The following is a 13,897-nucleotide window of genomic DNA, read 5'->3' as shown; positions in this document are numbered from 1 at the left end:
CAATGGACCGACTGACCCGCGTGCCCGGCCTGTTGTACGGCGGGGACTGGAACCCCGAACAGTGGCCCGAGGAGGTGTGGGCCGAGGACGTGAAGCTGATGGCCGAGGCCGGGGTGAACCTGGTCACCGTCGGCGTGTTCTCCTGGGCGCGGCTCCAACCCGACGCCCACAGCTGGGACTTCGGCTGGCTGGACCGGCTGCTCGACCTCGTCCACCGGCACGGCGTCGCCGTCGACCTGGCCACCGCCACCGCCTCCCCGCCCGCCTGGCTGGTCCGCGCCCACCCCGAGCTGCTGCCCGTCACCGCCGACGGCGTCCGGCTGGAGTTCGGCTCCCGCCAGCACTACTGCCCCTCCTCCCCGGTCTACCGGGCCGCCGCCGTCCGGCTCACCCGGATGCTCGCCGAGCGCTACCACGACCACCCCGCGCTCGCCCTGTGGCACATCCACAACGAGTACGGCGACCACGTCCAGGAGTGCTTCTGCGCCGAGTCGGCCGCCGACTTCCGCTGCTGGCTGCGCCAACGGCACGGCACCGTCGAGGAGTTGAACCGCTCCTGGGGGACGGCCTTCTGGTCCCAGCGCTACAACTCCTTCGACCAGGTCGAGCCGCCGCGCACCGCGCCCGGCCCGGTCAACCCGACCCAACTGCTGGACTGGCGGCGGTTCTGCTCGGACGCCCTGCTCGCCCTGCACCGCGCCGAGAAGGCCGTCCTCGACGAACTCTCGCCCGGACTGCCGGTCACCACCAACTTCATGTCGATGCTCAAGGCCCTCGACTACTGGGAGTGGAGCCGGCACGAGGACGTCGTCTCCGACGACGCCTACCCCGACCCGGCCGACCCGCGCGCCCACGTCAACGCCGCCCTGAACTACGACCTGATGCGCTCCCTCAAGCAGGGCCGGCCCTGGCTGCTGATGGAACAGGCCCCCTCCGCGGTCAGCTGGCGCCCGGTGAACGTCCCCAAACGCCCGGGCCTGTACCGCCTCTGGTCGCTCCAGGCGCTGGCCCGCGGCGCCGACGGCGTGCTGCACTTCCAGTGGCGCGCCTCCGTCGCCGGCGCCGAGAAGTTCCACAGCGCGATGCTCCCGCACCGGGGCACCGCCGGCCGGGGCTGGCAGCAGACCCTCGCCCTCGGCGCCGAACTGCGCCGCCTCGGCGAGATCGCCGGCAGCCGCAGCCGCGCCCGGGTCGGCGTGCTGCTCGACTGGGACAGCTGGTGGGCGCTCGAACTGGACGACCACCCCTCCGCCCGGATGCGCTGGCTCGACCTGCTCCGCCCCTGGTACGCCGCCCTGTACGACCGCGGCACCAGCGTCGACTTCCTCCCCCCGACCGGACCGTACGACGGCTACCGGCTGCTGCTCGCCCCCAACCTCTACCTGCTCGACACCGCCACCGCCGAACGCCTCACCCACTACGTCCGGGACGGCGGCCACCTGGTCTGCGGCCCGTTCAGCGGCATCACCGACCGCCACGACCACATCCACCCCGGCGGCCACCCCGGCCCGCTGCGCGAACTGCTCGGCCTGGTCGTGGACGAGCACTGGCCGATCCCGGACGGGGAGACCACGTCCGTCCACCTCGACGGCCGGGAACTGCGCGCCGAGCGCTGGAGCGAGTGGATCGAGACCGAGGGCGCCGAGACCCTCGCCCGCTACGGCTCCGGCGAACTCACCGGCCGGCCCGCCGTCACCCGGCACCGCCACGGCACCGGCAGCGCCTGGTACCTCGGCTGCCACCTCGGCCCGGACACCGGCCGGGTCCTCGACCTCCCGCTCGCCGAGGCCGGGACCGGCCCCGAACTGCCCGGCCTGCCCGACGGCGTCGAGGCCACCCGCCGCCGGGCCGCCGACGGCACCGAGTACCTCTTCCTGCTCAACCACGGCCCCGCCGACCGGACCGTACCGCTGACACGACCGGGCACCGACCTGCTCACCGGCACCGCCACCGGCGACACCCTCACCCTCGCCCCGCTCGGCGCCGCCGTCCTCCGCCTGCCCGCCCCCGAGGAGCGCGCATGAACCCGCTGACCCGCCGCCACTTCCTCACCGCCTCGGCCCTCGCGGCCGCCGCCGGCCCGCTGGCGGCCCCGGCCGCCGCCCACGCCGCACCGGAAGACCCCTCCGAGCCCGCAGACCTCGACGCCGACCGCTACGCCGACGTCCTCGACCTGCACGGCACCCCCACCCGGGCCTACCCCGGCGACAACAACCCGATCACCGTCTTCGCCGACCTCGGCGCCTGGCACGCCTACGCCCTGCCCCGCCCCACCGACCCGCTCGGCGGCTTCACCGGCCCGCTGCACCTCGCCCAGGAGTACCCCTGGTGGCTCAGCGACGGCCTCACCCGCCTCCGGCTCACCGAGCAGGGAAGACCGCTGGAGCTCGCCGCCGCCGGAACCCCCGTCCTCACCGCCCTGCCCGGACTGCTCCGCCAGTCCTACGCCCTCGGCGGCGGCCTCGCCCTCACCCTCGAACTGCGCTTCGCCGGCAACCGCACCGCCCTGCTGCGCGCCCGCCTGGCCAACACCGGCCGCACCGCCCGCACCCTGGGCGTCAGCTGGACCGGCACCCTGCTGCGCCCCGCCGACGGCCCCCAGCACGACGCACCGCGGCTGCGGGCCGCCGAGCACGGTGTCGAGGTGGACTTCGCCCGGGTCCGGAAGACCTGGGACTACCTCACCGACGGCACCGAGCGCTTCGCCGTCCGGCACGCCCAGCCCGTCCGGGTCACCGTGGACGGCGACACCCACCGCACCGAACTCACCGAAGCCGTACGGCTGTCGCCCGGCACCACCCGCACCCTGGACTGGACCGAGAGCTACACCTTCACCGCCGCCGAGTACGACCGCGCCGCCCGGGAGGCCGGGACGGCGCTGCGCACCCCCGAACGGATCGCCGCCACCGGAGCCGCCCGCTGGGCGGGATACGTCGCCCGGGCCACCGAGGGCGTCCCGGCCGACCGCCGCCGCACCGCCGTCAAGTGCGTCCAGACCCTGGTCACCAACTGGCGCAGCCCGGCCGGGCGGATCCGGCACGACGCCGTCACCCCCTCGCTCTCCAACAAGTGGTTCAGCGGGGTCTGGGCCTGGGACACCTGGAAACAGGCCGTCGGCACCGCCCTGTTCGCCCCCGACCTCGCCGCCGACCAGATCCGCGCCGTCTTCGACCACCAGATCCCGGCCGGCTCCACGGACCGCCCGCAGGACGCCGGGATGCTCCCCGACTGCGTCTTCTACAACGACCCGAGCACCGGCGGCGGCAACTGGAACGAACGCAACTCCAAGCCCCCGCTGGCCGCCTGGGCGGTCTGGGAGGTCTACCGGCACGGCGGCGACCGGGCCTTCCTGCGCGAACTGCTGCCCAAGCTCACCGCCTACCAGGACTGGTGGTACCGCACCCGGGACCACCTCGGCGAGGGGCTGTGCGAGTACGGAGCCACCGTCGACCCGGCCAACGCGGCTCCCGAGGACTGCCGGCAGGCGGCGGCCTGGGAGTCCGGCATGGACAACGCCCCGCGCTTCGACGCCGCCGGTGTCGTCCCCAACCGGGACGCCCGGGGCACCCTGCTCGGCTGGTCGCTCACCCAGCGCTCCGTCGACCTCAACGCCTACCTGGCCGCCGACCACCGCCACCTGGCCGCGATCGCCGCCGAACTGGGCGACCGCCCCACCGCGGACCGGCTGCGCGCCCGGGCCGGGCGGATCGACGCCGCGATCCGGGACACCATGTACGACCCGGCCGACGGCTGGTTCCACGACACCGACCTGACCACCGGCGCCCGGCTCACCGCCCGCGGCCGCGGCATCGAGGGGGCGATCCCGCTCTGGTCCGGCACCGCCGACCCCGCCCAGGCCCGCACCGTGCGCGCCCTGCTGCTCGACCCGGCCGAGTTCGGCACCCCGATGCCCTTCCCGACCGTCGCCCGCAGCTCGCCCGCCTTCGACCCGGCCGGCTACTGGCGCGGGCTGGCCTGGCTCGACCAGACCTACTTCGCGATCGAGGGGCTGCGCCGCCACGGCTGGCACCAGGACGCCCGGGCGGCCGTGCAGCGCCTGCTCGCCGCCGCCGAGGGCCTGGGCGGTGACGGTCCGGTGCGGGAGAACTACGACCCGTTGACCGGCGCCGGCCGCAACTCCACCAACTTCAGCTGGTCCGCCGCACTGCTGCTGCCCCTGCTGCGGCAGTGACCCCGCCACCGGCCCGCTTTGGCTCCGGGCCGCCTGACCAGGCATGATCGGGGGCATGGTGGAACGAGTCATTGCAGCGTGTGACGGAGCGGCCAAGGGCAACCCGGGCCCGGCGGCCTGGGCCTACGTGGTGGCGGACGGCGCCGGGGCGCCCCAGCGCTGGGAGGCCGGGCCGCTCGGGCACAGCACCAACAACATCGGCGAGCTGACGGCCCTTCAGCAGCTGCTGTCCGCCACCGACCCGGCCGTTCCGCTGGAGGTCCGGCTGGACAGCACCTACACCCGCGACTCGGTCACCAAGTGGCTCAAGGGCTGGAAGCGCAACGGCTGGAAGACGGCCGCGGGCAAGCCGGTGGCCAACCGCGAGCTGATCCAGCGGATCGACGAACTCCTGGAGGGCCGGGACGTCACCTTCGTGTACGTCCCCGCCCACCAGGTGGACGGCGACCCGCTGAACGCCATCGCCGACAAGGCCGCCAGCGACGCCGCCCGCACCCAGCAGGCCGCCGCCGGGACGGCCGCCGACCTGCCGGTGCCCGACCCGGCCGCGGCGGCCAAGGCCCCGAAGGCGCGCACCGCCTCCGGTGGCGCCGGCGGCACCGGGGCCGCCGCCAAGCGCAGCGGTGGCACCTCGCGCACCCTGAACGCCCGTTTCCCCGGCACCTGCCCGTGCAGCCGCCCCTACGCCAAGGGCGACAAGATCACCAAGGTGGGCAGCAGCTGGGGCCACCCGGAGTGCGCCGCCGCGCACGCCTGAGCACCGGCACGGCGCCGGTTGAGTATCCGTACTCACGCGACGCCGTGCCGTGGTGGTGGACGATGCCGATCATGACGAAGCGTGTGCGGAAGGACGGGCGGGGCCGCCGGACGGCCCTGCGGGGCGCGATGCTCACGGCGGCCGTGGCCGCAGGGGTGCTCGGCGTCGTCGGCGGCGAGGCGGTGGCCGAGGACTGGGCGGGCGTCTGGGACGGGAAGCCGTACCCGGTGGCCGACCCGGTCGCGGTCGCCGCGCACCTGGATGCCCGCACCCAGTCCGTCTACGACGCCCTCGCCCTGCCGCCCGGGCTGACCCTGTCGTCGGAGCCCGACATCGACGACGGGATCACGGCCCGGATCTACGGCGTCTGCCGGCCGCGCGGCCTCGCCCACGCCCTGGAGAACCTCAACGACGGCGGCGCCGACCAGCCCCGTACCGCCGTCCTGGGCGCCCGGTTCACCCTCGCCGGGGTCACCGGGGCCCAGTGGACGGAGGCGCTGGACCGGGCCCGGCGGACCCTGGCCGCGCAGGGCTGGACGGTCGGTGCCGTCGACGACTTCGGTCATGGTCCCCGGCTGGCGCTGACGCCACCGGCCACCGGCCCGGGGGCCCTCGCCGAGACCGCCTCCGTCGGCTTCGACCCGGTCGGCCACACCCTTGTGGTGATGGCGGCGACCGAGTGCGCGAGCTACCCCGGCTCCACCCCGGTGGACGCGCTGGGGATGCCGACGGGGCTGCCGACCGCCACCGCCCCGACCGGGCTGCGCGCCGCCCGCTGAGTCCCGCACGGTTCACCGACTTCCGCGCGGTGCACCGAGTTCCGCGCCGCCGACTGAGTCCCGCGCCGCTCCCACCCGTACAGACCGTTGGGAGAGGAAGTGAGCACGGTGATCGTCTCGGAGACCCCGGAGTTCCACGTCGGGGACCAGGTGTGGGTCTACCGCGACTGCTCCTACGGAACGGTCGAGAGCGCCGTCGTGGTGGCCGCCCTGGCCGACCGCAGCCTCCGCCTGGAGTTCGCCGACGGCCACCGCAACCACCTCCGGCACGGCCGGGTCGAGCTGCACCCCGCGCCCGGCACGGGTGTTGACGGCGCGTTAAGAACGTCGTTCGTCCGCCTGCCGGGTCGGCCGACTGCTGGCATCATGAACCGGCCATGACCACGACTCCCGCGCCGTTGCCGGAGTCGAGCGGGAGGAGCGGGCGTGACGGACGCCGGTACGGGGATCGACCAGCCGAGGCAGCAGCCGGTGGCGATGGCGGACGAACAGGTCGGGCTGAACGGGGCGATCGCGGCCGCGCTGACCCGGGCGGTGGGGTCGATGCCCGCCCTGTACGTCACCCTGGTGCTGGTCGGCGGGTGGATGGCGCTGGCGACCTGGGGGCCGCTGCACGCGATCGACCCCTACCCCTTCGGGTTCCTGCTGTTCCTCGACAACGTGGTCCAACTGGTGCTCTGCCTGGCGATCCTGGTCGGCCAACGGGTGCTCGGCCAGGCCGCCGACCGCCGGGCGGTGCAGACCTACGAGAACGCCGAGGCGATCTTCGCCAAGGTCGCCGACCTCCAGGAGCACCTGGACCGGCACGACCGGGCGCTCGGCCGGGGCGTCAGCCTGCTGGAGACCAGCGGGCACCCGTGGATCCACCGGCACCGGGTGCAGCAGCCGCCGCAGGCGCTGGACCAGGTCACCGGGGTCAACGGACGGATCGCCGCCTGGCTGACCGGACGGCTGGGCAGCATGTGGGCCTTCTACCTCGCGGCCGTGACGCAGGTGGTGTGGATCGGGATGTCCCGGCTGGGACTGCAGACCTTCGACCCGTACCCGTTCGCCTTCATGAGCTTCCTGTCCACCCTGGCCCAGCTGATCTTCATGATCGTGATCATGGTCGGCCAGGACGTGCTGGGCAAGGCCGGCGACCGCCGCGCCGAGCAGACCCTGCTGGACGCCGAGGCCGTGCTGTACGAGTGCGGCCGGATGAAGGACCGGCTGGAGGCACAGGGGATGATCATCGAGAGCCTGGCCGACTACACCAACGCCCAGGTCACCCGGCAACTGGCCCGGGCCATCCACCGGAGCCGGGTGGCGGCGGCGGTCGAGGACGGCGAGGAGGCGGGCAGCCGGCCGGCCCTGCTGCCCTGGGAGGAACTGCCCGAGGAGCTGCGGACGGCCAACCGGCGCCAGGCCCGGCAGCTCGGCGACCGCCTCGCGGCGGTCGGCTGCCTGATGGTGCCCGCCTCCGAGCAGACCGCGCCCGAAGCCGTCGGCGGCTTCGAGGACTTCACCGAGGAGGAGGCCGAGGTGCTGGCCCGGCTGGAGCACGAGCACGAGCACCGCTACGGCACCGGCGCCGAGTCCGGGACGCCCGGCCAGGACGCACCGGTCCCCGGTCAGCGGGACGGCCGGGCGGCCTTCCTGCCCTGGGAGGAGCTGTCCGACCGGGCCCGGGCGCGGACGGTGGAGTCGGTGCGGCTGATCCCCGCCGTGCTCGCCGAGGTCGGCTTCCAGGTGGTGCGGATCGGCCGGGTCGCCGACGGGGTGGGGGAGTTGGACTTCACCCCCGAGGACTGGGCGACGCTCGGCCGGGCGCTGATGGCCTCCGGCGTGCTGGTCGCGCTCGCCGAGGGCGTCGCGGACCCGGAGGAGATCATCGCGATCGTCAAGCTGCTGCGCGAGGCGAGCACCGGCCACCCCCGGCGCTTCGTCCGCGAGCTCGCGGCCGCCTCCACCTTCGACACCGGGCTGCGCCCGGAGACCCGCTACGCCGAGTACCGCGGGCCCGCGCTGGAGACCGTCCGCGCGGCGGCACGGATCGTCGCGGAGCAGGCGCCGGACGAACTCGCCGAGTACCGCGCCTTCCTGCTGGAGATCGCCACCGTGGTCGCCGACGCCAACGAGGAGGGCGGCTTCCTCGGCCTGGGCGCGCGCACCCGGGTGCCCAACGAGCTGGTGGCGGTGGAGGCCGTACGGACGGCGAGCGACCCGGAGGCGCCGATGCCGGTGCGGGCCAAGGTCAGCCTGCGCAAGCGGGGTTGAGCCCCGGACAGGACCTAGGCGGCCCCGACAACGCGACCGGCCGACCGCGGAGGCGGTCGGCCGGTCGCTGCGTCAGGAGCGCAGCCGTTCCTCAGGCGGGGACGGTCACTTCTCCGTGGCGAGGGCCTTGATGTCCTCGAAGCCCAGACCCATCTTGTTGAACGCCTTGGCCTGGGCCTCCGGCACACCGAGCGCGGTCAGCTGCTTGAGCTGGGCGTCCGTCAGCGGCGCGGCGTCGGCGGGCACCGGCGGAACGCCGCCGTCCTCCGCGGAACCAGCGTCCGCGCCGCCCGAGGCCAGCGCGAGGAAGGTCTTCATCAGATCCTCGGTGGTCATCTTGGTGGCGTCGGCGGGGGCGTCGACCTTCGGCGCCTCCTGGTTGAAGGTCAGCTTGACCGGGAAGTTGACGCCCGGCTCGACCTTCTTCTCCAGCTGGGCGAGGTCGAAGGTGGCCGAGGAGAGCGCGCCGTTCTTCAGGTAGAGGTCGGCGCCGACCTTGCGGTCCGGGACGTCCTTCGGGGCCTCGGTCGGGAACTTCTTGAACTGCTGCGGGAACTTGCCGGAGAGCGGCTTGAGGGCCTTGTACAGCTCGTCCACGGCCTGCTTGGCCGGGGCGCTCATCCAGATGTGCTCGGCGCCGTCCTGCTTGCCCTTGTCCTCGAAGGTGACCGTCCGGTTGAAGACGTCCTTCAGCGAGTTGAAGAGCTCCTGGCCGGCCTGCGGGTCGACCGAGGGGACCGCCTCGGGCTTGCCGCCCTTGCCGTCCTCGGACTTCTTGGCCTCGTCGGCCAGCTGCTGGAGGTCGAGCGAGACCCACTTGCCGGTCAGCACGTCCTTGGCGGGGGCCATGTCGGCGGGCAGGTCCTTGGCGACCGTGTCGATCTCGGACGGGTCCTGGCCGGTGAGCTTGAGCACGCTCTTCATGTCGACGTGCAGGTACCCCTTGGCCTCGACCTGGCGGTACTCCAGGAGCGGGGTGCCCTTCTTGTCCGCGATCACGTAGGCGACCCGCACCGACTTGTCGAGCGAGACGTCCTGCTGCGCCTTGGCGTCCTTGGCGGTCGCGTTCTTGAAGGCGTCGACGTCCTTGAGCGGCTTGTCGGCGGAGATCGCGACGGATATGGAGAGGCCGGACAGCCCCTTCGCGCTCTGCTCGTCGACGGGGTCGTCGCCGGTGGCCTTGGAGAAGGCGACGATCTGCTCCGGCGTGGCGTCCACGGAGAGCGTGAAGCCGGCCGACTTGCCGTCACCGACCTTGCCGAAGGCCTTCGACACCTTCTGACCGGCCGAGAGCTGCTCGGCGGTGCCGCAGGCGGTGAGGCCGACGGCGAGGACGGAGGCGGTGACGGCGACGGGCAGCGCGCCGCGCGCGGCCTTGCGGATGGCGGTGTTGATGGTGGAACTCCTGTGTGACAGGGCCTGATCGAACGGGAACAGGCCGATCCCTCCCCTGCGGTGAAGTGCACCGCAGCGCAATACAATGTCAGCACAGTATCAGCAAGGACGCACACGATTATTTGACCCCGGCTTTAACGGATCCGGCCTGGATGACGACCCCGTGGCCGGGTTCCGCCCCCGCCCGGACCGGCGGGTGAACCCGGCCACCGGCCCCGTCCGTTACGGGACGGCTCGGCTGGACTCGGCTAGCCCTTCGAGGAGCCGGAGTTGGCGCCCCGGACGAAGTGCCGCTGGAACAGGAAGAACAGCAGCGCCACCGGCAGGGTGGAGACCAGCGCCGCCGCCAGCTTGAGCGGGTACTGCGACCCGGAGCCCAGCCCGCCTGCCACGAAGTGGGCGAGACCGGTCGTCAGGGTGTCGTGCTCGCTGGACTGGGTGGAGACCAGGAAGTGGGTGAACTCGTTCCAGGAGCTCTGGAAGGAGAGCACGGTGAGGGTGATCAGCGCGGGCCGGGCCATCGGCAGCACCACCGACCAGAAGATCCGGAACGTCCCGGCGCCGTCGATCCGCGCCGCCTCCTCGACCTCGCGCGGCACCGACTCGAAGAACTGCTTCATGATGAAGACCCCGGCGGCGTCGACCAGCAGCGGCAGGACCATCCCGGCGTAGCTGTCGAACATCCCGAAGCTCTTCAGCACCAGGAACTTCGGGATCAGCAGCACCACGCCGGGCACCGCCATCACCGCCAGCACGAAGGCGAACAGCGCCCGGCGGCCGGGGAACCTGAGCCGGGCCAGGGCGTAGCCCGCCATCGAGTCGAACAGCACCCGGCCGGCCGTGATCAGGACGGTCACCAGCACGCTGTTGCCCAGCCAGCCGAGGAACGGGACGTTCTCCACGCCCTCGGCCAGCCCGAACAGCCGCCGGTAGGAGGCGAGGGTGCCGCCGTCCGGCAGCAGCGTCATCGGGTGGGCGGCCGCGTCCGGGTCGGTCTTGAAGCTGTTCGCCAACTGCAGCAGGAACGGCAGCAGGTAGAGCAGCGCGAAGCCGAGCAGCGCGGCGTAGCCGAGCAGGCGGGCCGGCCGGGGGAAGCGGCCGAGCACCGGCCGGTCCGCGGCGGCCCTGCGGTCAACGGGTGGCACGGGGGACTCCCTTCGGACGTGGCTCCGGCTTCGCTTCCGGCTTCCCGCCCCGCTCCCGCAGCACCCACCGCTGTACGGCGGTGAACAGCAGGACCAGGCCGAGCAGGACGAAGGCGATGGCGGCGCCCTGCCCGTAGTCGGCGTTGTCGAAGCCGGCCGAGTAGGACAGGTAGGCGGGGCTGAGGGTGGTGTTGCCGGGCGCTCCCTTGCCCGTCACGTAGACCTGGTCGAAGACCTGCCAGGTGGAGATCAGGCCCAGCGTCAGCACCAGGAAGAGCACCGGCCGCAGCGCTGGCAGCGTGACGTTGCGCAGCAGTTGACGGCGGTTGGCGCCGTCCAGCGCGGCGGCCTCCTCCAGTTCGCGCGGGATGTCCTGGAGGGCGGCGAGGAAGATCAGCATGAAGCTGCCGGAGGTGGTCCACACCGCCATCAGGATCAGGACGCACATCGCGACCGAGGGCCCGGCGAACCACTCCGACCAGGAGAGTCCGAGCGGCCCGCCGGCGGTCGGCGCGGGCTGGTCCACGCCGAACCACCCGAGCACCAGCCAGACCAGGCCGCGCGGGTCGGCGAACCAGTTGGGGCCCTTCACCCCGAACCAGGACAGCATCCGGTTGACCGCGCCGCTGCCCTGGAAGAGGAACAGGAAGACCGTCGACACGGCGATCGAGCTGGTCACGGACGGGAAGAAGAACACCGTGCGCAGCGCGCTCCGCCCGCGCAGCATCCGCTGGTTGACGGCGATCGCGAGGGACAGCGCCAACAGGGTCTGCAGCGGCACGGTGAGCAGCACGTAGTAGAGGGTGTTGCGCAGCGAGGTGGCGAACAGCGTGCGGTCCAGGCCGTCCACGGCGAACAGCCGGCGGTAGTTGTCCAGGCCGACGAAGTCCGCGTCGCCGCCGAACGGGTTGGACTGGCCGTCCCAGTGCAGCAGGCTGACCCAGAGCGCCATCCCGATCGGCAGGACCATGAACAGGCCGAGCACCAGGACCATCGGGCCGGTGAACAGCCAGCCCCAGGCCCCCTCGCGGAGACGTCCGGGGGTGCGGTCACTTCGCATTCTTGAGGGCCTGCTCGCCGTTGCGCTGGAGGGCGCCGAGGATGGTCGCCGGGTCACCGGTGCGCAGCGACTGGAGGTCGGTGTTGAACTGGGTGAGCACCTGGTTGAACCCGGGTATGGTGACCGGCGGCTGGGAGTGGGCGACGCCGTCGACCCAGGCCTTGGACTCGGGGTACTTCTGGGCGTACGCGGCCAGCGCGCTGGTGCGCGAGGGCATCACGCCGAAGGCCTTGGCGAACTCCAGCTGCTGGTCGGCGCCGGTGAGGTGCTTGACCAGGTCCACGCCGGCCGCCTGGTGGCTGCTCTTCGCGGCTATGCCCCAGCAGTTGCTGAAGGCGAGGGTGCCGGGGCCGCCCGGTCCGGCGGGCAGCGGGAGCACCTTGTACGGGACGTTCGGGTAGTCCTTGGCCATCGCGCCCTTGAGCCAGTTGCCCTCGATGGTCATCGCGGCCCGGCCCTTGCCGAGTGCCTCGCCGCCCCAGCCGGCGTCCACCTCGGCCACGTACTTGGCGGAGCCGGCCTTCATCATTCCCTGGAGGTACTCCAGTGCCTGCTGGTCGGCGGGGCTGTCGGCGGTCATCGCGGTCTGTTCGGGGTTGGTGATCCAGCCGCCGGCCTGCTTCAGCAGGGCGCCGACCCGCTGGTAGTCGGGGGCGGTGACCAGGCCGGTGACGCCGTCCTTGGTCAGCTTGCCGGCGTCGTCGGCGAGTTGCTGCCAGGTGGTGGGGTAGTCGGCCTCGGTCAGGCCGGCCCGCTGCCACAGGTCGGTGTTGACGGCCAGCGCCAGGGTGGAGCTGTCCTTGGGCAGGCAGGTGAGCTTGCCGTTGTAGCTGAAGGCCTTGCGCAGCTGCTCGGAGAAGTCGGCGGCGTCCGGGATCCGGTCGCCGTAGGCGTACAGCGAGCCGCCCTTGGCGTAGTTGGCGAACTGGTCGGAGTTGACGTAGAAGAGGTCCGGCGGGTTGCCGCCGGCGAAGGCCTGGCCGAGCTGCTGGTTGATGTTGCTGGCGATCTGCACGGTCACGGTGTTGCCGGTCCGCTGCGCCCAGTCGGCGGTGGCGGCCTTGACCGCCGCCGTCTCGGCCTCGCCGGAGGTGGCGATCAGCACGGTGAGGCTCTGGTGGGCGCCGGAGGACTGCTGGGCGGGGGAGGCGCCGAAGCCGCCGGAGGAGGAGCAGCCGGTGACGGCGCCGAGGGCGACGGCCGCGCAGACGGCGGCCGCGGCGAGGGTGCGGGAGGTGACCATGCGGGGTCTCCTTGCGGTGGGAGGGGTGGTGGAGAACCTTCGGGGGAAGGGCGTCACGCGCTTTCGCGGAGGACCAACTCCGGTTCCAGCAGGACGTGTTCGATGGGTCGTCGGTGGTCGCCGAGGCGTTCCAGGAGCAGCTGCATGCAGGCGCGGCCGACCGCGTCGAGCGGCTGGGCGAGGCTGGACAGCGAGGGGAACAGCAGCGGGGCGATCGGGGAGTCGTCGAAGCCGATGACGGCGGCCTCCGGGCCGGGGGTGCGGCCGGCCCGGCGCAGCGCCTGGTACCAGCCGAGGGCCAGGGTGTCGCTGGCGGCCACCACGGCGGTGGCGCCGGTGGCGAGCAGTCGTTCGGCGGCCTCGGTGGCGTGTCCCGGGTCGTCCGCGCTCTCCATCCGGCGGCCCCGGGTGGACAGGCCGAGTTCGCGCATCGCGCCCTGCCAGCCGCGGGCGCGGTCGTCGCCGACGCCGGAGCCCTTGGGCCAGCCGAGGAAGCCGATCCGGCGGTGGCCGAGCCCGGCCAGGTGGCGGACGGCGGCGGAGGTGCCGGCGGCGCCGTCGACGTCGACCCAGTCGCCGACGTCCCGACCGGTCCAGGTGCGGCCGAAGGCGACGTAGGGGACGCCGCGTTCGTGCAGCCAGCCCTGGCGGCGGTCGCCGCGGTCGGTGCCGCTGAGCACGAAGCCGTCGGCGCCGTGCTCGTCCAGGAGTTGCTGGTAGCCGGTGAGTCCGTCGTCCTCGGGGGCGACGGCGAACAGCACCACCCGGTAGCCGGCCCGGTCGGCGGCCTCGGAGAGGGAGTGCAGGAACTGGTCCAGGACGGGGGTCGGCACGCCGGTGCTGCTGGAGCGGATGCCGTAGCCGATCAGCCGGCTGGCCCTGGTCTTGAGGGCCTGGGCGGCCCGGTGCGGCCGGTAGCCGAGTTCGTCGATGGCGCGGCGGACCCGCTCCAGTGTCTGGGGGCGCAGCAGGTCGGGTGAGTTGATCGCGTTGGACACCGTCTGACGGCCCACGCCGGCCCGGGCGGCGACCATTTCGAGGGTCACCGCGGACCCTGTCCTGGGCCTGGG

11 protein-coding genes are annotated in these 13,897 nt (G+C 73.1%); 6 read left to right on the top strand and 5 right to left on the bottom strand.

The annotated features are described in order from the left end of the window. Positions 1 to 2: 2 nt before the first annotated feature. The 6 genes from ABTZ03_RS01370 (at position 3) to ABTZ03_RS01345 (ending at position 7,984) form a co-directional block, all read left to right on the top strand. On the top strand, positions 3 to 2,024 hold the full coding sequence (locus tag ABTZ03_RS01370) for a beta-galactosidase (protein ID WP_350510779.1): 2,022 nt from the start codon (positions 3 to 5) through the stop codon (positions 2,022 to 2,024). Then, positions 2,021 to 4,192 (top strand): MGH1-like glycoside hydrolase domain-containing protein, encoded by a 2,172-nt coding sequence (locus ABTZ03_RS01365; RefSeq protein ID WP_350510778.1) that lies wholly within the window; start codon positions 2,021 to 2,023, stop codon positions 4,190 to 4,192. Before ABTZ03_RS01370 ends, ABTZ03_RS01365 begins: the two co-directional genes overlap by 4 nt. A gap of 55 nt (positions 4,193 to 4,247) precedes the next feature. Continuing rightward, positions 4,248 to 4,949: a ribonuclease H family protein gene (locus tag ABTZ03_RS01360; protein ID WP_350510777.1), complete on the top strand. Its 702-nt coding sequence runs from the start codon at positions 4,248 to 4,250 to the stop codon at positions 4,947 to 4,949. A 71-nt stretch (positions 4,950 to 5,020) separates the two neighbouring features. After that, positions 5,021 to 5,728 carry a hypothetical protein gene (locus ABTZ03_RS01355; protein ID WP_350510776.1) on the top strand — a complete coding sequence of 236 codons (708 nt, stop codon included), beginning with the start codon at positions 5,021 to 5,023 and terminating at the stop codon, positions 5,726 to 5,728. Between the two features lie 99 nt (positions 5,729 to 5,827). Next, entirely contained in the window at positions 5,828 to 6,109 is a 282-nt protein-coding gene (locus ABTZ03_RS01350) for a hypothetical protein (protein WP_350510775.1), read from the top strand. 45 nt (positions 6,110 to 6,154) lie between these two features. Next, a complete protein-coding gene (locus ABTZ03_RS01345; protein WP_350510774.1) occupies positions 6,155 to 7,984 on the top strand; it encodes a DUF1003 domain-containing protein in 1,830 nt (609 codons plus the stop codon). 105 nt (positions 7,985 to 8,089) lie between these two features. Here the strand turns inward: ABTZ03_RS01345 and ABTZ03_RS01340 are convergent, their stop codons facing one another. The 5 genes from ABTZ03_RS01340 to ABTZ03_RS01320 form a co-directional block, all read right to left on the bottom strand. Further along, on the bottom strand, positions 8,090 to 9,460 hold the full coding sequence (locus ABTZ03_RS01340; RefSeq protein ID WP_350510773.1) for a hypothetical protein: 1,371 nt from the start codon (positions 9,458 to 9,460) through the stop codon (positions 8,090 to 8,092). 167 nt (positions 9,461 to 9,627) lie between these two features. Then, positions 9,628 to 10,524 (bottom strand): carbohydrate ABC transporter permease, encoded by an 897-nt coding sequence (locus ABTZ03_RS01335; protein WP_350510772.1) that lies wholly within the window; start codon positions 10,522 to 10,524, stop codon positions 9,628 to 9,630. After that, positions 10,511 to 11,584 (bottom strand): carbohydrate ABC transporter permease, encoded by a 1,074-nt coding sequence (locus ABTZ03_RS01330; RefSeq protein WP_350510771.1) that lies wholly within the window; start codon positions 11,582 to 11,584, stop codon positions 10,511 to 10,513. The genes ABTZ03_RS01335 and ABTZ03_RS01330 overlap by 14 nt, the downstream gene beginning before the upstream one ends. Beyond that, entirely contained in the window at positions 11,574 to 12,827 is a 1,254-nt protein-coding gene (locus ABTZ03_RS01325; protein ID WP_350510770.1) for a sugar ABC transporter substrate-binding protein, read from the bottom strand. The genes ABTZ03_RS01330 and ABTZ03_RS01325 overlap by 11 nt, the downstream gene beginning before the upstream one ends. Positions 12,828 to 12,880: 53 nt before the next feature. Continuing rightward, positions 12,881 to 13,873, bottom strand: a complete 993-nt coding sequence (locus ABTZ03_RS01320; protein WP_350510769.1) for a LacI family DNA-binding transcriptional regulator — start codon at positions 13,871 to 13,873, stop codon at positions 12,881 to 12,883. Between the last annotated feature and the right edge of the window lie 24 nt (positions 13,874 to 13,897).

The sequence above is a fragment of the Kitasatospora sp. NPDC096077 genome (assembly GCF_040303245.1).
Classification (GTDB): Bacteria; Actinomycetota; Actinomycetes; order Streptomycetales; family Streptomycetaceae; genus Kitasatospora.
This window is presented reverse-complemented; position numbering and strand designations above follow the sequence as displayed.

Bases quoted from the DNA above. Each gene is read 5' to 3' on its own strand.
- ABTZ03_RS01370 (WP_350510779.1), top strand. From the start codon at position 3: ATGGACCGACTGACCCGCGTGCCCGGCCTGTTGTACGGCGGGGACTGG.
- ABTZ03_RS01360 (WP_350510777.1), top strand. From the start codon at position 4,248: ATGGTGGAACGAGTCATTGCAGCGTGTGACGGAGCGGCCAAGGGCAAC.
- ABTZ03_RS01365 (WP_350510778.1), top strand. From the start codon at position 2,021: ATGAACCCGCTGACCCGCCGCCACTTCCTCACCGCCTCGGCCCTCGCG.
- ABTZ03_RS01325 (WP_350510770.1), bottom strand. From the start codon at position 12,827: ATGGTCACCTCCCGCACCCTCGCCGCGGCCGCCGTCTGCGCGGCCGTC.
- ABTZ03_RS01355 (WP_350510776.1), top strand. From the start codon at position 5,021: ATGACGAAGCGTGTGCGGAAGGACGGGCGGGGCCGCCGGACGGCCCTG.
- ABTZ03_RS01330 (WP_350510771.1), bottom strand. From the start codon at position 11,584: ATGCGAAGTGACCGCACCCCCGGACGTCTCCGCGAGGGGGCCTGGGGC.